This is a genomic window from Sulfurimonas sp. (assembly GCF_028714975.1).
GTDB lineage: Bacteria > Campylobacterota > Campylobacteria > Campylobacterales > Sulfurimonadaceae > Sulfurimonas.
Map to the genome: position 1 here is coordinate 81855 of NZ_JAQTLH010000001.1, position 20673 is coordinate 102527.

The following is a 20673-nucleotide window of genomic DNA, read 5'->3' on the forward strand; positions in this document are numbered from 1 at the left end:
ATTAAATTTATTGTAAGATTTCACTATGAATGAAATGTATGATATGAGTATTGTAACACATAACTGGGGTGTTATGTCGGTTTTGGGTGTGATTTTAATAAATATTTTTATGCTATTGGGCATAAAAAATATAGCAAAATACACAAGGGCAATGTCGCTTTTTACGCCGATTGTAGGAACGACTATAGGTATGGTTATTTTTACGGGCGTAGTTATGATGGCTGCAAAGCATCTCGATTTTACGGTGCAAAATATTGCAATGATAACTTTTGCCGTGATTCTGATTTATCTTGAAGTTAAGCGCTCTAAAGGGCTTCAAAATCTTAATAAAAAAGATGAAAATGCAGTAAAAGAGTATAGAGCGTATGCCTTGAAAATTTTTCTTTTAGAAATTTTCGTAACGCTTAGTATCTCATTTTGGATGTGGCATTGATATATATACTTGATGATGAAGCAGGAGCGCAAACACTCCAAATAAGAGGCGATTTACACAAATACCTAATCAAAGTCCGCCGTCATAAAGAGGGTGATGAGCTTAGTTTTAGAGCAAGGCAAAATATAGAAATTTTGCATAATTACAAGTTAGAGAGTGTTGAAGCCAGAAGTGCGGAGTTATCGCTTATCTCTTCAAAAGTAGCGGAGGTAAAGAGCAAAAAATCTCTGCATATAGGTTGGTGCATTATAGACTCAAACTCCATAGAAAAGGTTCTTCCCTCTCTTTGTGAAATAGGCGTGGAGAAAATATCTTTTATCGCTTGTGAGAGAAGTCAAAAAAACTTTAAACTTGATTTTAAAAGATTTGAGAGAATACAAGAAGCCGCAATGCAGCAATGCGGAAGAAGCACATATATAGAGTTTGATACATATAAAAATATCAAAGAGTTTATAGATAAATTTCCCCATGCGAATGTGTTTGATTTTTGTGAAAACAGTTTGCAGGATTACAGCGATATAAAAACTGTTTTAATCGGATGTGAGGGAGGTTTCTCTTCTAAAGAGAGAGAACTTCTTTCATCATTAAAGAGGTTTAGGCTGGATACTCCTATGGTTTTGCGTTCAGAGAGCGCTGTTTTGGCAGTTGCAAGTAAAATAGTCCTTTAAGATAATTTTTGGTAAAATTCCGCTTGTAAAAATCCGCACCCATACGGATTTAAAAAATATATAGATATTCGCACGTTAACGAGTATCAAAAGGCAAAAATATGAAAAAAGATATCCACCCAAAACTAGTGGCTTGTACAGTAACATGTTCATGCGGAAACAGCTTCGTAAATGAAGGTCTAAAAGAGGAAATGAGAGTAGATATTTGTAATGAGTGTCACCCGTTTTTCACAGGTTCTGAGAGAATGGTAGATACTGCAGGAAGAATTGAAAAATTCAACCAACGCTATACAAAAAAGTAATCTTTGCTTACACTTGTTCCAACTCCCATTGGAAACATCGGCGACATATCGCTTAGGGCTATCGAAGCTCTAAGCGGTGCCGATACTCTTCTATGCGAAGATACCCGCGTTACTAAAAAACTTATCCATATTTTAAAAGAACGCTACAACACCTCTTTTAAATCCGAGCAAAACTTTATCTCACTTCACTCGCACAACGAAAAAGAGTTTATAGAAAAACTCTCTGTTTCTTTTTTTGAACAAAATGTTATCTATGTCAGCGATGCGGGAATGCCCGGTATCAGCGATCCGGGGCAGGCTTTGGTAAAATACTGTCAAGAAAACGGTGTAAAATACGATATATTACCCGGCGCAAATGCTCTATTAACCGCTTTTGTAGCCAGTGGTTTTGTTGAAACAAAGATGCTTTTTTGGGGTTTTTTACCGCATAAGGGTAAAGATAGGGATGCTTCTCTTCAAGGTGCCCTAAATAGCGGATTTACCACAATTTTATATGAATCGCCTCATAGACTTGATAAGCTTTTAAACGAACTTTCACATGAAGACTCTTCGCGAAAAATATTTTTAGCAAAAGAGCTTACTAAAAAGTATCAAAAATACTATTTTGGAACTGCTGATGAGATTAGGCAAAAAGTTGATGCCAATCTTAGGGGTGAGTGGGTTGTAGTAATTGAGGCTGCCGCGACGCAAAATAGCAGTGCAATAAGCCAAAACGATATCTTGGAGCTTGATTTGCCTAAGAAAGTCCAAGCAAAACTTATTAGTAAAATAACAGGCGAAAATACAAAAGCATGTTATGAGAGACTCTTAAAAATATAATTATTCTATTTTTTTATTTTTTTTAGATAGAATTCCTTTATGTTAATTTATGCAAAACAACCAATCAATTATATTATTAATAATCATCCTAGCAAAATCAAGGTTTTGTATCTTGCTAAAGAGATAGATAAAAAAGAGTACTCACGCCTAATGAAGATGGGTTTTGAGATTAAAAGAATTCCTTCTGATGCAGCAGGAGTGATGTGCAAAAATGCTTCTCATCAAGGTATTTTGGCGGAGGTAGATGAGTATAAGCTGCATGATTATAAAACATTTTTAAATTATGAGTTTGTACTTGTTTTATCAGGACTTACGGATATCGGAAACATCGGCGCAATAATTAGAAGTGCGTATGCGTTAGGTGTTGATGGAGTGATTGCATGTGGAGTAAAATCATTGCCTCTTGAAGCTATAGTCAGAACAAGCACTGGTGCGCTTTTTGATATGCCCTTTGCAATAGAGACAAATATCCATGATGTTATGAATGATCTTAAAATGTCCGGTTTTTGCACATACGGAGCGGATATGCTCGGCAGAGATATTCGTGAAGTTAAGATAAAGCAAAAGAGAGCGCTCTTTTTGGGAAGCGAGGGAGAGGGACTTAGTGCTAGAGTAACTTCAAAACTAGATGAAATTGTAAGTATAAAAATGTCGCACGAGTTTGACTCTTTAAATGTGAGTGTGGCAGGGGCTATTTTAATGGATAGGATGAGAGTATGAGTGAAGATTTTGAAAAATTAAAAAGTATCGGTGTCCAAAAAATTCATGAGGCAACTCATATACCTAGAGCACATGTTCAAGCGATACTGGATGAGAATTTTGAAGATTTGCACAGTGTTCAGCTTTCCGGTTTTATATCTATACTTGAGAGAGAGTACTCTCTTAATTTAAGCAGGCTAAGAAATAAGAGTAAAGAATATTTTGAAAGTAAAAAGCCCGTACAGAAATCAAAAAAATCTGCTACTTTACTTATTGCATCTAAGAAAAAAAAGAATTTCACGCTAATCTATACAGTTCTTGGGGTAGTTATTTTTGTGATGTTTGCAATTTTTAATAAACCATCAGACGGTGAAATGTCTAAAATTGATAACAGTGCAATAAAAAGCGCTCAAAATAGTATTTTAGTAGTTGCTGATGAAAAGAACGCTTCTAAAGTTGAGGATAATACGACCGTAAATGCTCAAAAAACGCTAGAGCCTGCCGTGCAGCAAGAGATGATGCAAAATCCGGTAGAACCTGTGGCACAGCCGATAAAACAAGAGGCGGTTCAAGAAGTAGTGAGTCAGGAAGCAATTGCTAAAGCACTTCAAGAAGTAACTCAAGAAGCAAATAAAACAGCAGTTCAAGAGACAGTTAAAGAAGCAACGCAGGGATCATCCTTGAAAATTATTTCAAAAAATAAAGTGTGGCTTGGTTATATTGACTTGAGCGATTATAAACAGCATCAAAAAACATTTTTAGGAGAATTTACATTGGATTCTACAAAAAATTGGCTTTTAGTTTTTGGGCACGGTATAGTAGAAATTGAGGCGAATGGAGTAGTTACAAAATTTGAAAAATCACAAAATATAAGATTTTCATATATAAATTCAGAATTAAAAGAGATAAACACCGATGAGTTTAAAAAACTAAACAAAGGCGTTAAATGGTAAAATTTTTTTTATTTTTTGCTCTGTTTTTCTCTTTTTCTTATGCAGATAAACCGACGACAGTTGACCAAGAGCTTTTGATTAAAAAAATAAAAAATTTGATTAACCCTTCTACATTTACAAAAGATAGAGCTTATATAGATGTTATTTTCTCTCCTAAAGAGGATTATTTTAGAAGTGACGGAAGCGTAAATGCCATTAAAGTTATTCAAACTCTTAAAGATAACGGTATATTGAATCTTTTTTTTAAAAAGCCTCGTGATATCAACGTAACCTTTAAAACTGCGGGCGAACCTCAATTTTTTGTAAAAATAATGAGTGACTCTTTACAAAATATAGGTTATTATAAATATGTAACAAGCGAGTCAAAATTAAGCGAGTCGGAATTTAGCTGGAAAATAAGTTTGACATCCGAATATGCTGCAGATCCTATCATACTAAATCAAGAACTAAAAAAAAGTAAGTGTGAAATTGTTGATGTAATAAGAGAAAACGAGACGGATTGGGTATATGTCATAGATATGAAAAATGCCAAACTTGATGTTAGCGTACTTGAAGATGCTAAAGAGTTTAGATTAAAGAGATCTCTCTACTCATACTGGATTGATGTTTCAAAAATAAATAATATACATATATCAAGTTCTGCTAGAAATGATTGGTATCCGTATATTGCTTATTATGATAAATCTTTAAGGTTGTTAAAGGTTACAAAAATAGATACAAAAAAAACAAATTTAACTCTTGAAATGGGAAATAATACTCATTATATAAAGATTTCAGATATCTATACTCTTAAAAATATTAAAGACGATCTGGTTTTAATGCCGAGTGCTAAAAAATCAGATTAATTGTATATTTTTTTCGATAGAATACCGCTAATTATTTAGGGGCATTATTTAGCATCCCAACGAGGAAACAAAATGTTTGATGAGATACAATTTGATAGAATGAAGAGATTACCGAAGTATGTTTTTGCTGAGGTAAATGAACTTAAGATGGCAGAACGAAGAGCCGGTGTCGATGTTATTGATTTTTCTATGGGAAATCCCGACGGAGACACTCCTGAACATATTAGAGAAAAGCTTATAGAGTCTGCACAAAAAACAAGAACGCATGGATATTCCGTTTCAAAAGGTATCCCGAAACTTTTGGTTGCAATTGCCGATTGGTATAAAAGAAGATACGGCTGTGATTTAGACCCTTCTACCGAGTGCGTTGCTACTATGGGTTCTAAAGAGGGATACGCTCACTTGGCTTATGCTATTACAAATCCGGGTGATGTTGCTATCGTTCCTGACCCTACTTATCCGATTCACGAGTACTCTTTCATCCTAGCAGGCGGAAATGTTGCAAAATTCGGAATCGAGTTTGATGAAGATTATAAACTTAACGAAGATAAATTTTTTGAAGATTTAGAGAGAGTTTTTAAAGAGAGTTCGCCAAAACCGAAATATGTTTTAGTCAATTTCCCTCACAATCCGACAACTGCAACGGTAACGCAGGATTTTTATGTTCGCTTGGTTGCTATGGCAAAAGAGAAAAGATTTTATGTTATCAGTGATATAGCTTACGGCGATATAACTTTTGATGGCTATGTAACACCGTCTATTATGAGCGTACCGGGAGCAAAAGATGTGGCGGTTGAGAGTTTTACGCTCTCTAAAAGCTACAATATGGCAGGTTGGCGTGTCGGTTTCTTTGTAGGAAACAAAAAACTAATCGGCGCACTTCAAAAAATCAAATCTTGGCTGGATTACGGTATGTTTACTCCTATTCAAGTTGCGGCTACGGTTGCATTAAACGGAGATCAGCAGTGTGTTCAAGACATCACGGATAAATACAACCATCGTCAAGAGACCCTGCTAGAGGCGTTTGACAGAGCTGGTTGGCATATACGAAAAAATCAGGCAAGTATGTTTGTTTGGGCAAAACTGCCTGAGTGTTGTGCACATTTAGGTTCGTTAGAGTTCTCAAAAAGACTTTTAAAAGAGGCAGGCGTTGCTGTTGCTCCCGGTATCGGTTTTGGCGTATACGGCGATGATTATGTTCGTATAGCGCTTATTGAAAATGATAACCGTATCCGTCAAGCGGCTAGAAATATCAAAGAGTTTTTAAAACAATTTCAAGACGAAAACAAATAATATGCTAAGAGTCGGAATAATCGGTGTCGGAACTGTCGGAACAAGTGTCGTAAATATCTTAAAAGACAATGCTGCCGTTATTTCTGCAAGGGCAGGTGTTGATATAGTAGTTAAAAGCGGAGTTGTAAAAAATCTAAACAAAGATAGAGGTTTAGATATCAAACTCACTGACAATGTAGATGATGTCTTAAATGATAGTGAAATTGACATCGTTGTCGAGCTTATGGGCGGCGTTGAAGAGGCGTTTGAAGTTGTTAAGCGCGCACTTAAGAGCGGTAAAGCGGTTGTAACTGCAAATAAAGCGCTTTTAGCGTATCATCGTTATGAACTTCAAGAGATTGCAAAAGATATCGCTTTTGAGTATGAAGCTAGTGTTGCCGGCGGTATTCCTATTATTAATGCCCTTCGCGACGGCTTGTCGGCTAATCATATTGAGTCAATCATGGGAATCTTAAACGGTACATGTAATTATATGATGACAAAGATGACAAACGACGGTGTTGCTTACGATGTCGTTTTAAAAGAGGCTCAAGAGTTGGGTTATGCGGAAGCTGACCCTACCTTTGATGTCGGCGGATATGATGCGGCACATAAACTTCTTATACTTGCGAGTATCGCTTATGGGATAGATGCAAAACCTGAAGATATCTTGATAGAGGGGATACAAAATATCTCTCAAGATGATATCTCTTTTGCAAAAGAGTTCGGTTATGTTATAAAACTTCTAGGAATCGCAAAAAAAGATAAAAATGAAGTTGAGCTTAGAGTTCATGCCTGTTTAATCAAAAAAGAGAAGATGATAGCAAAAATCGACGGCGTTATGAACGGTATTAGCGTAGTCGGCGATAAAGTCGGCGAGACGCTCTATTATGGAGCGGGTGCCGGCGGAGATGCAACGGCAAGCGCGGTTGTCGCAAACATAATAGATATAGCAAGAAGCGGAAAAAGTAAACCGATGCTCGGTTTTGACAGACCGATGGAAGCTGGGCTTGTTTTAAAGCCGATACAAAATATAGAGTCAAAATATTATCTTCGTATAAATGTTTCTGATAAAATAGGTGTTTTGGCTAAAATTACTAAAATATTTGAAGATAATTCAATTTCTATAGAAGCAATTTTGCAAAGACAATCATCAAAAGATAGCGCAAATCTGCTTATCTCCACTCACATGGCGGTTGAGAGAGATATACAAGCGCTTATCTCTTCGCTTGAGAAGTTAGAGTTTGTAAACTCTAAGCCGGTAATGATTAGGATAGTGTAAAAAACATTGAGAATATTAATCACCGGTGCAAGCAGCGGAATAGGGCGAGAGCTTGCGAAGCTCTACGCTACAAAAGATAACGAGCTTATATTGTTAGCCCGTAGAGAAGATAGACTTCAAGAATTACAATCGCAGCTTTTAAATGCCAAAAGCGTTGAAATAGTCGTAGCCGATGTCGGTGAGTTTGATGAACTGCAAGAAAAAATCAGAGATATCGGTATTGTCGACACGGTTATACTAAATGCAGGCATATCGCTCGGTCACTCTTTGGAAATCACCCCTTTTTATGATTTTAAAAAACTCTACGATATAAATCTACTCTCAAATCATGCGATATTAGAAGTTTTATTGCCGCAATTTAAAGCCAAAGGGAGCGGAAAAATTGTTTTTATCTCATCTTTGGCTTCACTGATAAGTATGCCGACTTCGGTTGCGTACAGTTCGTCAAAAAGAGCGATGAACGCCTATGCGGAAGGTATTAGATATAAGTATAAAAACAGCGGAATAAAAGTTATAAATATTTTGCCAGGATTTATAAAGAGTGAAATGACTGATAAAAATAGTTTTAAAATGCCGTTTTTGCTTGATACCGATGCAGGTGCCAAGAGGATTTATGATGCAATTGCCAAAGAGAAAAGGTTTTATCCGTTTCCTTTTAGATTTTATTTAATCATCAAGCTTTTAAATTTGCTTCCGCAATTTTTAAGAGATAAGATTGTAGAATGACTGATTTTAAACGCTTTTAGGAACTCGTCCCGACAAGCTACGCAAGAGGCTATGGCACTGAAGCTTGACGCATAAAGCGTCAGAAATTGATAAATGGCAGGTTTTATGGAAAATACAGAGACGATAGATAGCGTTTGTACTTATTGCGGTGTCGGCTGCGACATTGCCGCACATGTTAAAGATAACAAGATTGTAAAGATTTTTGCACATCCCGACGGAGTCGTTTCACAAGGAAAACTTTGTGTAAAAGGGAAGTACGGATTTGATTTTGTCGACTCAAAAGAGCGGCTCCGCATCCCAAGAATCAAAAAAAGCTTTTTAGAGAAAAATCCTGCTATAAAAGAGACGATTTTTTCATCTTTGACCCAGTTTGACGATGTCTGGTATGAGTGCAGCCTTGAGGGGGCAACTACGGCGGCAGCAATGAAGCTAAAGGAAGTTCAGGCAAAACATGGACGAAAAAGCGTAGCTTCTATCGGCGGGGCGAGAACTTCATGCGAGAGCGCTTACATTTTTCAAAAATTTACACGCCATACCCTTAACTCCCCGCATGTAGACAATTGTGCCAGAGTCTGCCACTCTCCAAGTTTAAAAGGAATGAGAACTACTATCGGTGAGGGAGCTGCTACAAATCCGTACAACGACATCTATAACTGCGAATTTATGATAGTTATGGGCTCAAATACAATCGAAGCACATCCAATCATAGCAAACCGCATAGTCGAGATGGCGGTAAAACATGACAATATGGCCGTTTTTGATGTCAGAGAGATAAAACTTCATAAGTTTGCAAAGTATAAAGCAATCGTTCCGTATGAGGCGAATCTATTGGTTTTAAATATGTTGGCGTATGTCATCATAACAGAAGAGCTTTACAGTGAGAGTTTTATAGCCGAGAGAACAAAAGGTTTTGCAGAATTTAGAGAAAAAATCTTAAACGACCCATTTGCAAATCCGAAATATTTTGAGCAAATTGAGGGTTATGAACAACTAAGCAAGATGATTCCAAAAGTAGCTCGTGAGTATGCGCTTAAAAAGTCTATGATTTTTTGGGGTCTTGGGATTACCGAACATATAGACGGTTCGTATGCCGTTATGGCGATAACTCATTTAGCTCTTATGACGGGGAATATCGGAAAAGCCGGTGCAGGGCTTATGCCTCTAAGAGGACAAAACAATGTTCAAGGTGCGTGTGATATGGGAATGTTGCCGTACTATGACCCTGATTATCAAGTGCCAAAAGAGATTGGACTCATGACTCCGCAACTCGTCGATGAGATGTTAGAGGGCAGAGTAAAAGCAGTTTTAAATATCGGCGAAGATTTAATGCATATCCATGCAAATATTAACAAGATAGAAAAAGCTTTAGAGAGTTTAGAATTTATAATGGTGCAAGAACTTTTTATGACGGAGATAGCACAAAAAGCAGATATTGTAATAGGCGTAAAATCGGCTTATGAAAAAACAGGCGTTTATGTAAATGCGATGAGAAGACTGCACCTCTCGCAGCCGCTAGTGCAATCGGACTTACCGGATGATTGGGAAGTTATCCAGATGTTAGATAATAAAATGGGCGGAAGTTACGCTTATAAAAACTCAAATGAAGTTTGGGATGAGGTTCGTGAAGTTGCATACCGCCGCTTTAGCGGAGCGTCTTATGTTAGGCTGGAGCGACATAGAAAAAGAGGGCTTCAATGGCCTGTTCATACCGAAGATACGCCGATACTTCATCAGCTTGATTTTAGAACGGATGACGGTTTGGGCGAGTTTCATTACCATCAGTACAAACTTCGCGGTATGGTAAAAGAGATAGTTGAGAAGAATTTTAGCGGTTATTATCTTACGACGGGCAGAACTATCGCTATGTACAACAACTCTGCCCAAACAAAGCAAACACCGAGTTTGATGGATAAATATAGCGAAGATTTGCTTTTGGTAAACGAAAATGATGCGAATGACTTTAGAAGTGAGAGAGTGATTTTAAAAACAAAAAACGGTCAAACAACACCGCTTAAAGTTAAGTTTACGGATAAGGTGGAACCAAAAACTCTCTTTGTAACATTTCATCATGCCGACTCCAAAATCAATGCGCTCTTTGGAGATGAGAGTGACGAGCTGATTTTAACGGCTGCTTTTAAATCCGTAAAAGTGGAAGTGGTAAACTTATAAATGAGCAGAGCCAAGGGAAACTATGCAGAAGATAAGGCTTGCGAGTTTCTCTTAAATAACGGTTTTATGATAGTTGATAGAAACTTCTATTCTCGTTTTGGGGAGATAGATATCATTGCTATAAAAGATAAAGTTTTGCATTTTGTTGAGGTAAAGAGTGCGATTGACTATGAACTTGCCGTTCAAAATATCACAAAATCTAAGTTATCAAAATTTATAAAAACAAGTTATGTATATCTTAAAAAAAACAGTTTAAATGTAGACTATATGTATGATGCAGTAATAGTTACACCGCAAAAGATTTGGCACTTGGAGAATATAACTATTTAATCCCCTTTTTTTAAACTTACCTCTTCAAGCAGGCTTAAAAATCCGTCCGGTTCGCGGCTTCCTCTGTCTTCGTATATAACAGTACCGTCACTTTTTAAAAAGTAGTGTCTCGGCACTCCTTGAGTCGTAAATTTACTTGGGATTTTATGTCTATCTCTTGACATATAAAGTAATATATATTCCTGCTTTAGTCTGTTTATAACATCTTTTTTTGATAGGGTTAAATCTTTAAATCTATCGCACCATCTGCATGTGTCTGCACCGATAAAGAGGTAAACCATTTTTTTCTCTTTTTCGGCTTGCTTTAGTGCTGCATCATAATCGTTTATCCAGCCCAATTCACTGCCATAAAGGGTAGAGGAGAGCAGAAATATATAGATTAAAAATTTTATTTTATGCATAAATATCTAAACTGCCCTCTACTTTAGGAGTCACCCCTTTTGTTTGTGAATCCTCAAAAGCTGAAGCTTTATTAGCTGCTTTGCTAGTCGATTCAATGATTTGCGGCATATCGCCTCCTTTGTCTTGGCTTGTAGTAGTGTCCGGTTTTCCTATCTGAACCTGATTTGAATAAGGTGATTGAAATATATAGCGAGTTACTTCCATAACATCCTCCTTCTTATTTTTTACACTATAATAACATAAAAATAAAATAGAAAAAATAAAAGTTTGGGGATTTTTATGGTAGCAAATCTATATTTTGGCTCACTTGAAGTAACAAAAGATAAGTATCAAGAGAGAGTAAGTCCATACAGCGGTGAAGTAGTTTCAAAAGTAGCAGTTTGTGACGCAGATGATGCAAAAAAAGCTCTAAGTATTGCAAAAGAGGCTTCAAAAGAGGCTAAAAAAACAACTATTGCGCAGAGATGCAGCTGGCTTTTAGATGTTGCTCAAAAACTAAGAGAGTCTAAGGAAGAGATGGCAAAAACCATAACAGATGAAGTAGGCAAACCCATAACATTCGCAAGAGTTGAGGTTGACAGATGTATTGAGACGCTCACTATTGCTGCCGAGACGATGCGTACTATGCACGGTGAGACTATAAATACCGATGCTATGAGTAGCGGAAAAAAAACTATCTCCTATTTCGTAAGAGAGCCTGCAGGCGTTGTTGTGGCGATTACCCCATTTAACTTTCCGCTTAACTTAATAGCCCACAAATTGGCTCCGGCTCTCGTAGCCGCAAATGCAGTAGTGCTTAAACCGACTCCTGAAGCTCCGCTAACCGCTTATAAATTTGCAAAACTCTTTATCGAGAGTAAATATGCCGTAAAAGATGCTCTAAGTATTGTTTACGGAGATGCAGAGGTTGGAAGTGCGTTAGTGACAAGCGATATACCGCGAGTAGTAAGTTTTACGGGAAGTGTAACTGTAGGTAACATTATTGCAAAGAGTGCGGGAATAAAAAAAGTCTCTCTTGAGCTTGGCGGAAATGCAGCGACATATATAGATGAGAGTGCGGATTTAGATTTGGCAGCTGCTAGATGTACAATCGGCGCTTTTATAAACTCAGGTCAGGTTTGTATCTCGCTTCAACGAATCTATGTAAATGCAAAAATTTATGATGAGTTTGCTTCAAAAATGGCGCAAGAGAGCAAAAAGCTTATTGTCGGTTCCCCATATAACGATGAAACTTTTATGGGACCGCTCATTAATGATGAAGCGTGCCAAAGAGCGATGAAATGGGTAGAGAGTGCCATAAGTGAGGGAGCTACTCCGATGTTGGCTCCTCAAGCAGAGGGAAAAATCTTTTATCCGTGTATAATGACGGATGTCCGCGATGATATGGCGATTGTGTGTGAAGAGGTTTTTGCTCCGATAGTCTCTTTAGTTAAAGTGGAAAGTTTTGATGAGGCAATCTTAAAGATGAATAACTCACCTTACGGTTTGCAATTCTCCATTTTTACAAATGATTTAAAGCTTACGCAAAGAGCAATATATGAACTTGATGCGGGCGGAGTGGTTATAAATGATATGCCTACCTTGCGTTTTGATATTCAGCCTTATGGCGGCGTGAAACTAAGCGGAATAGGCAGAGAGGGACCTCGTTTTGCTATTGAAGAGATGAGCGAGATTAAGAGCGTTGTAATTTGCTAAAATTATTTTAAAGAGGTATGTCTTATGAATTCACAAACATGGTACTCACATTTTACAAAACGGATTGCACGCTTAAGTGGTAGATCAATGACTTTTGTTATGGCAATTGTTTTGATTGTTTTTTGGCTTTTAAGCGGTCCTTTTTTTGATTATAGTAACACTTGGCAGCTTGTTATCAATACGACAACAACTATCATAACTTTTATTATGGTTTTTGTTATTCAAAATACTCAAAATAGAGATACCGAAGCAATACAAGTTAAGCTTGATGAACTTATACGAGCAACACAAGGAGCGCATAATGCTCTTTTGGATTTGGAAGAACTTGAGGATGAACAGATTGATTTCTTTAGAGCTCACTATGAAAATTTAGCAACAGAGGCTCGTCAAAAACTTGGCGATAAAGCCTCTGATATTTTTAATGATGATTAAAATTAATATATAAAAACGGTTTGCAATTTGCTTTAATTTAACAGCTTTAGTGCGATTTTTAGATATAATCGCACAATTTTATAATAAGAGATATGTTTATGGATATTAGAGAAGAGTTTTTAAAATTTTTTGAATCAAAAAACCACAATAGAGTAGCAAGTGCCCCACTTGTGCCGGATGATGCAACACTGCTTTTTAACAATGCCGGCATGGTGCCTTTTAAGTCTATTTTTACAGGCGAGATTCCTGTTCCGCAAAATCCGCGTGCTACTTCATGCCAAACATGTATTCGCGCAGGCGGAAAACACAACGATTTGGAAAATGTAGGCTACACTGCAAGACACCACACTTTTTTTGAGATGCTTGGTAACTTTAGCTTTGGTAATTACTTCAAAGAAGATGCGATTGATTATGCTTGGGAGTTTATAACCGGAGTTTTAAAATTTCCAAAAGAGAAGCTTTGGGTAACGGTTCATGAGAGTGATGATGAGGCTGAAGCGCTTTGGCAAAAACATATAAGCATAGATAGAATTATGCGTCTGGGCGATAAAGATAACTTCTGGCAGATGGGCGATACTGGACCGTGTGGACCATGTAGCGAAATCTTTTTTGACCAAGGTGCTGAGAGTTTCAGCGGCTCAGAAGATTATATGGGCGGAGACGGCGATAGATTTTTAGAGATCTGGAACCTTGTGTTTATGCAGTTTGAGAGAAGTAGCGACGGCAAACTCACACCTCTTCCAAAACCATCAATCGACACAGGTATGGGACTAGAACGTGTTGTTGCAATTAGCGAGGGCGTAACAAGCAACTACTCTTCATCTCTATTTATGCCGATTATCAAAAAAGTTGAGGAGATGCTTAATCAAGAGTATCTTTATGCTACCGGTGCATCTTACCGCGTTATAGCAGACCACATAAGAACCGTACTCTTTTTACTTGCTCAAGGTGTAAACTTCTCAAACGAGGGGCGCGGTTATGTTCTTCGTCGTATCTTAAGACGAGCAGTTAGACACGGATATCTGCTTGGATTTAGTGAACCGTTTATGCACAAACTCGTAGATACGGTAGTAGCGATTATGGGCAAAGAGTATGACTATTTAGCTACAAAATCAAATGCCGTAAAAGAGCAGATAGAGCTTGAAGAGGCGAGATTTTTCAAAACTATCGCATCTGGAATCGAGCTTTTTAATGCTGAGCTTGAAAATACAAAAGAAGTTTTCAGCGGAGAGGTTGCGTTTAAACTTTATGACACTTTTGGTTTTCCGCTTGACTTAACCGAAGATATGTTAAGAGAGAAAGATTTAAAACTAGACTCTGCCACATTTGATATGTTGATGCAAGAGCAGCGCACTCGCGCAAAAGCTGCTTGGAAAGGCAGCGGAGACGACGTGGTTCACGGAGATTTTAAAGAGCTTTTAGAAAAATTCGGCGAAAACAGTTTTGTGGGTTATGAGAGCACAAAACAAAAAAGTAAAGTTTTGGCACTTTTAGATGAGAGCTATCATCATACGGATAAGCTTAGTAAGGGTTCAAACGGCTGGGTATTTTTAGATGTTACTCCGTTTTATGCTCAAAGCGGCGGCCAATGTGGAGATAGCGGAGAGCTTGAGAGTTTTGCAAAGGTGCTTGACACTAAAAAATTCTTTGGACTTAATTTATCACAAATTTCGGTAGAAAAAGAGCTAAAAGTCGGAGATACGGTTGATGCGCATGTAGATATCTCAAGAAATGAGATAACAAAACATCACTCTGCAACTCACCTGCTTCACTCTGTTTTATTTGATGTCTTAGGAGATCATATCTCTCAAGCGGGTTCATTAGTGGAAGCGACAAGACTAAGATTTGACTTCTCACACCCAAAAGCACTTACTCATGAAGAGTTGGTGGAGATAGAGACAAGAGTAAATTATGAGATTTTAAGAGGTCTCGGCGGTAAAACAGAGGTTATGAGCATTGATGAGGCTAAAAAGTCGGGTGCAAAAGCTCAGTTTGGCGAGAAGTACGGAGATGAAGTCCGCGTTGTAAGTTTCGGCGATGTGAGTGTCGAGTTTTGCGGCGGCGTGCATGTAAATAACACGGCGGTTATCGGCTCGTTTATCATAACAAAAGAGAGCGGTGTAAGTGCAGGTGTACGACGTATAGAAGCGGTTTGCGGACATGCGGCATATGAGCATTTTACAGAGCAAAGAGTGTTAATCAAAGAGATTCAGTCTGAAGTTAAAAACTTAGATGTTATGGCTGGCATAAGCAGACTTAAATCAAATATAGCAGAGCTAAAAACAGAGCTTCATGCTGCTTTAAACAGCGTAAAAGCAGATATGAAGGTTGAGCAAATCAACGGTGTAAGCGTTGTTGTCGATGAGCTTTTAAGCGGTGATATTAAAGAGAAGATAGACGAGCTTAAAAATCAACATGATAAACTTTGTGCTATACTATTTCAGGTAAAAGACGACAAAGTTATGATGGCTGCGGGTGTAAAAGATGCAGAGGCTAAGGCAGGAGATTGGATTAAACATATTGCTCCGCTTCTTGGCGGCGGCGGCGGCGGAAGAGCAGATTTTGCACAAGCCGGCGGTAAAGATATCTCAAAACTAGCAGAAGCAAAAATTGAGGCGATGAACTTTATAGTAAAAGCTCTTTCGTAGAATAGGTTTCTTACAGTAAATATATAATTGACCTTATGCACTAAAAGTGCGTAAAGAACCTCTTACTCTCCCGCATTTGCGGGTAGCTTTAGGGGGTTGTAAGGGACAAAGGTGTCCCTGCCGCAAATAGGGGCGGTGCTCCTATTTGTGCGTAACACCAGTATATAACAAACTTTGTGATAAGACGGAGGTTTAAAATGCAAGAGTTTTTTCTGGAAAATAAAGTTATCATTGTTTTTTTACATGTCATAAGCGGTGTGATTTGGGTTGGCGGAATGATTGCGATGCGTTATGCCGCGCATCAATCGTTTTTAAAAATAGAGTCACCCCATAAACGCTTAGAGCATATTGCCTATGCGCTTAAGCGGCTCTTCTACATAGTTTTCCCGTTTGTAATTACCCTGATGGTAACTGCTATTTTTATGATAAAGGGCTATGGACTCTCAGAGAGTGATTTTTCTGTCTATGCATATTTCAAAGAAGTTATCTGGAGTGTTATGTTTCTTAACTTAATGATTATGATTTATTTAAGAAACAGGGGTGAGATGCTTTTAGCAAAGGGCGATATGGTCGGCGCAAAAAATCAGCTTGAGCTTATCGGGAAAATTATGGTGCCGCTAAATATAGGACTTGGTGTTGTGGCAATATTTTTTGGAACTTATCTCTCAAGTAATTTATAGTGATAAGGCTCGCTTCATCTTCGCCGACCCGTGCACGGCTTCTTAAGAGTTCCGGCATTGAATTTATACAAGAGAGTGTTGATTTTGATGAAGATAGTATAGTCGCCTCGTCTCCTAAAAATTTCGTTTATATCGCTACACTCGGAAAATTTGAAGCAAACATTAAAGCATTCGGATACAATGATTATCCGCTTTTGGTTGCCGATACCGTCGTTACGGCAGGCGGTAAAATACTCAGAAAAGCAAAAACGCTAGAAGAGGCGAGAGAGATTTTACTCACTCAAAGCCAAAGCATTACAAGCATAATTACATGTATGATTTTTCAATCAAAAGAGATGAAGATTATAGATATCTCTAAGACGGACTATATTTTTGATGCTTTTGATTTGGATGATGTAGAGAGATATCTTCATGGCGGAGATTGGCGCGGAAAAGCCGGTGCATGTATGGTTGAGGGCTTTTGCAAAAGATACATTAAAAGTGTAAGAGGGTATGAGAGTACCGCTATGGGGTTAAATATAGAAATATTAAAGAGATTTTTGTAATGTACTATACAAAAGAGCTTGAGGCTCTAAAGAGATCAAAAAGATATAGAACCAGAGAGGTTGTCGATAATAACATTTTGGATTTTGCGTCCAATGATTATCTCGGACTTGCTCATAATAAAGAGCTTCATAATGCGACATGCAAAATTTTGTCGGATATGCCGCTGCATAGTTCAAAAGCTTCACTTTTAGTAAACGGATATCATCAAATTCATAAAGATTTTGAAACAGCATTGTGCGAAGCAAACGGCTTTCTTGAGGGGGTGATTTTGGGGAGCGGATTTAACGCAAATATGGCACTCATCGAATCACTCGTGCGAAGAGGCGATACCCTTTTTATGGATGAAAAGTACCATGCTTCTGGAGTTTTGGCAACAAGATTAAACGGTATGGATGTTAAATTTTTTACTCATAACGATATGAGTGAGTTAGAAGAGTTACTAAAAGCATCAAATGCAAATAGAAAAATAGTTGCGGTTGAGGGAATCTACTCAATGGACGGTGATTTGGTTCATAAAGATGTATTTGAAATTTGCAACGGGTATGATGCGATTTTGATAGTGGATGAGGCTCACAGCAGCGGAGTCGTCGGTAAAAAGCTTATGGGAGTGTTTGACTACTATGATGTAGCGATAAAACCAAACCATATCAAAATGGGAACGCTTGGCAAAGCGTACGGGAGTTTTGGAGCTTTTATCTTGGCATCTTCTCATATAGTAGAGTACCTTGTAAACCGTGCAAAACCAATTATCTATGCAACTTCGCTCTCGCTCTATGATACTCTTTTGGCACATAACGCTCTTAATTATATATTAGAAAACAAAGAGTCTTTAAAGCAAGAGATAAAAAAAAGACAAGAGATAGTTTATGAGGAACTTGGCATTAGGATTGAGGGTTTGATAGTTCCGATTGTTATAAACGATAATGAAAAAGTTATAAAAATTCGTGATGAGTTGAAGAGTTTGGGTTATGCCGTAGGCGGCATAAGACAGCCGACAGTTGAGCGTGCCATCATAAGATTGATAGCAAGATTAGGCAATAGTTGCGAGAAGTTAAGAGAGTTGTGTATAAATTTGGCTAAAATAAAAAAATGAATGTCTCAAGGCTGCATATAACAATCGATAAAAAGAGTTTGGTGGATATAGGGTTTAGCATCCCTTCTTCACTGGCTTTGGTAGGGCAGAGCGGAAGCGGTAAAAGTTTGACCATTAAGGCACTTCTTGGAATGTTGCCTCGCAGCATGGAAGTAGAGCTAGAGTATGAAAACGGCTTTGAGTTTATTGCCGGAGATACTTTGGCATTTGTGCCTCAAAATCCGTTTACGGCACTCTCTCCGCTTACAAAGATAAAAAAGCAGTTTTTTATTCCGCTGCCAAAAGTTGAAAAACTTTTTGCGCAAGTGGGATTGGATGCGGGGCTTTTAGAGAGGTTTCCGCCGGAACTCTCAGGCGGACAGCTTCAAAGAGTAGTAATCGCCATGGCGCTTAGTCATGAGCCAAAGCTTATTTTGCTTGATGAGCCGACAACGGCGCTTGACCCGCAGATGAGAGTCGTGATTTTAACTCTTTTAAAAACTCTTCAAAGCGAGTTTGGATTTAAGATACTTTTTGTGACGCATGATATCTCATCTGCCAAGATTTTATGCGAAGATATTTGTGTTATAAAAGACGGACAAGTAGTAGAGAGCGGAAAAATGGATAGTGTACTGCAAAATCCGATTGCCGAGTATACAAAAATTTTAATTGATGCAAATTTTGCAAATAGGAAATTTAGAATATGAAAATTATAAAAAAAATATTTTTTACCGTCGTTTTGCTTGGATTGTTAATCCCGTTTTTAATGATGGGGTATTTTCTTAGTGAATATAGGTATGACATATCATCATTGACTGATTATAAGCCACCCGTTACAACAAGATTTTATGATAAAAACGGTGAAAAAATCGCAAATATTTTTGATAAAGAACATAGATATTATGCCTCTTTTAATGAGATTCCGCCAAGAGCCATAGAGGCACTTTTAGCAATAGAAGATACCACTTTTTTTGAACATACCGGTATAAATGTAGATGCTATTTTTAGAGCAATTATAAAAGATGTTCAAGCAGGCAAGATGGTTGAGGGTGCAAGTACAATTACGCAGCAGCTGGTAAAAAACAGACTCTTAAGCAGAGAAAAAAAGTTAGAAAGAAAAATGCAAGAGGTTATCTACTCTATGATAGTGGAAGCGGCACTAAGTAAAGAGGAGATACTGGAGAGATATTTAAACGAGATATATTTCGGTCATGGATATTATGGGATAAAAACGGCGGCGGACGGCTATTTTCATAAAAAATTATCCGAGTTGACACTAAAAGAGATGGCTATACTTGTAGGTTTGCCAAAAGCGCCTAGCACTTATACCCCGACTAAAAATTATGAAATATCTATGGGCAGAGCAAATCGTGTAGTATCAAGAATGTATTCTCTTGGCTGGATAGATGAAGAGACGCACAATAAAGCTCTGCAGGAAAAACCGAAAGTTTTTGATGATACGCTAACACAAAACAGTGCTCCGTTTGTAGTGGATGAAATTTTAAGAAAAGCCGAAGAGTTAGGTATCCATGATATAAAAACAGGCGGGTATGAGATATATACCACGATAGATATAAAGCTTCAAGAGGCGGCGGAGAGTTCGTTGAAAAAAGCTTATGATATGTCGATAGAGAGAATGAAAGGGTATAAAATTGACGCGGCAACTTTAGAAGCTAAGACAAAACTTTTAAACGGTGCACTTGTTTCATTGGACTCAAAAACAGGAGATATCTTGGCACTCGTCGGTAGTGTTGATTATAAGAAAAATTCATATAACAGAGCAACGCAGGGTCGTCGTCAACCGGGTTCTGCATTTAAGCCGTTTATATATCAGGTCGCGATTGATTTGGGATATTCGGGTGCAACGGAACTTGTAGATATTGCTAAAACATACACATATGAAAGAGACGGCGAAGAGGTTAAGTGGCAGCCGAAAAATTATGAAGACAATTATGAGGGTATATTAACGCTTAGAGAAGCGCTTATCCACTCAAGAAATCTAGCGACTATCAATCTTGTAAGCGATATAGGGCTAAGCCAGCTTCTTAAAGAGTTTAAAAAGTTCGGCATTGCCAATGTTCCCGAAGATTTGTCAATAGCGCTTGGGACTATCTCTCTCTCGCCTTTGGATTTGGCAAAATACTATACATCTTTTGCAAACTCAGGTATTCAGATTGAACCAAATTTGATACGATACATAGAGAAGGGCTCGGCTAAGATTTATGAGAAAAAAGAGAAAACCCGTTTTATTACCGAAAAAACACAAGCCTATATAATGACGACAATTTTAAAAGATGTCGTAGAAAGAGGAACGGGAAAACAGGCTAAAGTTGAGGGGATAGAACTTGCAGGAAAAACCGGAACTACAAATAACAATATAGATGCATGGTTTGCAGGGTATTCGCCGACGATTCAGACTGTTGTCTGGTTTGGAAACGATGATAACACTCCTATGTACAGTATAGAGACGGGCGGTAGAGTAGCTGGACCTGCTTTTGCTTTATACTATCAGCATATATTAAAACTGTATCCTCAGATTCAGAGAAAGTTTGATGTCCCAGAAGGTGTTAGAGAAGTTACTATAAACGGTAAAAAAGAGTACTTTAGCAATACTTCAAAACCGCCTCGCGCCGAAGCGGAGGTTACTGCCGGAGATAAACTGCTTTTTTAACTGATGTTACGCACTAAATGGGCTTCGCTC

22 protein-coding genes are annotated in these 20673 nt (G+C 37.9%); 20 read left to right on the forward strand and 2 right to left on the reverse strand.

What is annotated here, in order from left to right; translation table 11 throughout:
* Positions 1–25 precede the first annotated feature (25 nt).
* The 12 genes from PHQ93_RS00445 to PHQ93_RS00500 all read left to right on the forward strand — a co-directional run bounded on the left by PHQ93_RS00445 (position 26) and on the right by PHQ93_RS00500 (position 10497).
* Positions 26–433: a hypothetical protein gene (locus PHQ93_RS00445; RefSeq protein ID WP_299939482.1), complete on the forward strand. Its 408-nt coding sequence runs from the start codon at positions 26–28 to the stop codon at positions 431–433.
* A complete protein-coding gene (locus PHQ93_RS00450) occupies positions 424–1101 on the forward strand; it encodes a 16S rRNA (uracil(1498)-N(3))-methyltransferase (RefSeq protein WP_299939484.1) in 678 nt (225 codons plus the stop codon). Before PHQ93_RS00445 ends, PHQ93_RS00450 begins: the two co-directional genes overlap by 10 nt.
* A gap of 100 nt (positions 1102–1201) precedes the next feature.
* Positions 1202–1402 (forward strand): 50S ribosomal protein L31, encoded by a 201-nt coding sequence (gene rpmE, locus PHQ93_RS00455; protein WP_299939485.1) that lies wholly within the window; start codon positions 1202–1204, stop codon positions 1400–1402.
* 3 nt (positions 1403–1405) lie between these two features.
* Positions 1406–2221: a 16S rRNA (cytidine(1402)-2'-O)-methyltransferase gene (gene rsmI, locus PHQ93_RS00460; RefSeq protein ID WP_299939486.1), complete on the forward strand. Its 816-nt coding sequence runs from the start codon at positions 1406–1408 to the stop codon at positions 2219–2221.
* Positions 2222–2260: 39 nt separating this feature from the next.
* Complete coding sequence (gene rlmB / locus PHQ93_RS00465; protein WP_299939487.1) at positions 2261–2941, forward strand: 23S rRNA (guanosine(2251)-2'-O)-methyltransferase RlmB; 681 nt, start codon at positions 2261–2263, stop codon at positions 2939–2941.
* Positions 2938–3873: a hypothetical protein gene (locus PHQ93_RS00470; protein ID WP_299939489.1), complete on the forward strand. Its 936-nt coding sequence runs from the start codon at positions 2938–2940 to the stop codon at positions 3871–3873. The genes rlmB and PHQ93_RS00470 overlap by 4 nt, the downstream gene beginning before the upstream one ends.
* A complete protein-coding gene (locus PHQ93_RS00475; RefSeq protein ID WP_299939490.1) occupies positions 3867–4718 on the forward strand; it encodes a hypothetical protein in 852 nt (283 codons plus the stop codon). The genes PHQ93_RS00470 and PHQ93_RS00475 overlap by 7 nt, the downstream gene beginning before the upstream one ends.
* Before the next feature lie 72 nt (positions 4719–4790).
* Entirely contained in the window at positions 4791–6011 is a 1221-nt protein-coding gene (locus tag PHQ93_RS00480; protein WP_299939491.1) for an LL-diaminopimelate aminotransferase, read from the forward strand.
* A 1-nt stretch (position 6012) separates the two neighbouring features.
* Entirely contained in the window at positions 6013–7272 is a 1260-nt protein-coding gene (locus PHQ93_RS00485; RefSeq protein ID WP_299939494.1) for a homoserine dehydrogenase, read from the forward strand.
* A 6-nt stretch (positions 7273–7278) separates the two neighbouring features.
* Positions 7279–7998: an SDR family NAD(P)-dependent oxidoreductase gene (locus PHQ93_RS00490; RefSeq protein ID WP_299939496.1), complete on the forward strand. Its 720-nt coding sequence runs from the start codon at positions 7279–7281 to the stop codon at positions 7996–7998.
* A gap of 105 nt (positions 7999–8103) precedes the next feature.
* Positions 8104–10167: a molybdopterin-dependent oxidoreductase gene (locus PHQ93_RS00495; RefSeq protein WP_299939498.1), complete on the forward strand. Its 2064-nt coding sequence runs from the start codon at positions 8104–8106 to the stop codon at positions 10165–10167.
* Positions 10168–10497: a YraN family protein gene (locus PHQ93_RS00500; RefSeq protein ID WP_299939500.1), complete on the forward strand. Its 330-nt coding sequence runs from the start codon at positions 10168–10170 to the stop codon at positions 10495–10497.
* On the opposite strand, the gene PHQ93_RS00505 is transcribed toward PHQ93_RS00500, so the two are convergent.
* Together PHQ93_RS00505 and PHQ93_RS00510 are read right to left on the reverse strand one after the other, a co-directional pair.
* On the reverse strand, positions 10494–10898 hold the full coding sequence (locus tag PHQ93_RS00505) for a thioredoxin family protein (RefSeq protein ID WP_299939503.1): 405 nt from the start codon (positions 10896–10898) through the stop codon (positions 10494–10496). The two genes, PHQ93_RS00500 and PHQ93_RS00505, sit on opposite strands and share 4 nt — an antisense overlap.
* Positions 10891–11103, reverse strand: coding sequence for a hypothetical protein (locus PHQ93_RS00510; RefSeq protein WP_299939505.1), 213 nt, complete (start codon positions 11101–11103; stop codon positions 10891–10893). The genes PHQ93_RS00505 and PHQ93_RS00510 overlap by 8 nt, the downstream gene beginning before the upstream one ends.
* Before the next feature lie 75 nt (positions 11104–11178).
* Between PHQ93_RS00510 and PHQ93_RS00515 the strand changes: the two genes are divergently transcribed.
* The 8 genes from PHQ93_RS00515 (at position 11179) to PHQ93_RS00550 (ending at position 20643) form a co-directional block, all read left to right on the forward strand.
* On the forward strand, positions 11179–12594 hold the full coding sequence (locus tag PHQ93_RS00515; protein WP_299939507.1) for an aldehyde dehydrogenase family protein: 1416 nt from the start codon (positions 11179–11181) through the stop codon (positions 12592–12594).
* A gap of 24 nt (positions 12595–12618) precedes the next feature.
* Entirely contained in the window at positions 12619–13026 is a 408-nt protein-coding gene (locus PHQ93_RS00520) for a low affinity iron permease family protein (RefSeq protein WP_299939510.1), read from the forward strand.
* A gap of 98 nt (positions 13027–13124) precedes the next feature.
* A complete protein-coding gene (gene alaS / locus PHQ93_RS00525) occupies positions 13125–15674 on the forward strand; it encodes an alanine--tRNA ligase (RefSeq protein ID WP_299939511.1) in 2550 nt (849 codons plus the stop codon).
* A 197-nt stretch (positions 15675–15871) separates the two neighbouring features.
* Positions 15872–16354, forward strand: coding sequence for a hypothetical protein (locus tag PHQ93_RS00530; protein WP_299939513.1), 483 nt, complete (start codon positions 15872–15874; stop codon positions 16352–16354).
* Positions 16354–16899 carry a septum formation inhibitor Maf gene (maf, locus tag PHQ93_RS00535; RefSeq protein WP_299939516.1) on the forward strand — a complete coding sequence of 182 codons (546 nt, stop codon included), beginning with the start codon at positions 16354–16356 and terminating at the stop codon, positions 16897–16899. Before PHQ93_RS00530 ends, maf begins: the two co-directional genes overlap by 1 nt.
* Positions 16899–17993: a pyridoxal phosphate-dependent aminotransferase family protein gene (locus tag PHQ93_RS00540; protein WP_299939518.1), complete on the forward strand. Its 1095-nt coding sequence runs from the start codon at positions 16899–16901 to the stop codon at positions 17991–17993. The genes maf and PHQ93_RS00540 overlap by 1 nt, the downstream gene beginning before the upstream one ends.
* Positions 17990–18679, forward strand: coding sequence for an ATP-binding cassette domain-containing protein (locus tag PHQ93_RS00545; RefSeq protein ID WP_299939521.1), 690 nt, complete (start codon positions 17990–17992; stop codon positions 18677–18679). The genes PHQ93_RS00540 and PHQ93_RS00545 overlap by 4 nt, the downstream gene beginning before the upstream one ends.
* Complete coding sequence (locus tag PHQ93_RS00550; RefSeq protein ID WP_299939524.1) at positions 18676–20643, forward strand: penicillin-binding protein 1A; 1968 nt, start codon at positions 18676–18678, stop codon at positions 20641–20643. The genes PHQ93_RS00545 and PHQ93_RS00550 overlap by 4 nt, the downstream gene beginning before the upstream one ends.
* Positions 20644–20673: the final 30 nt, after the last annotated feature.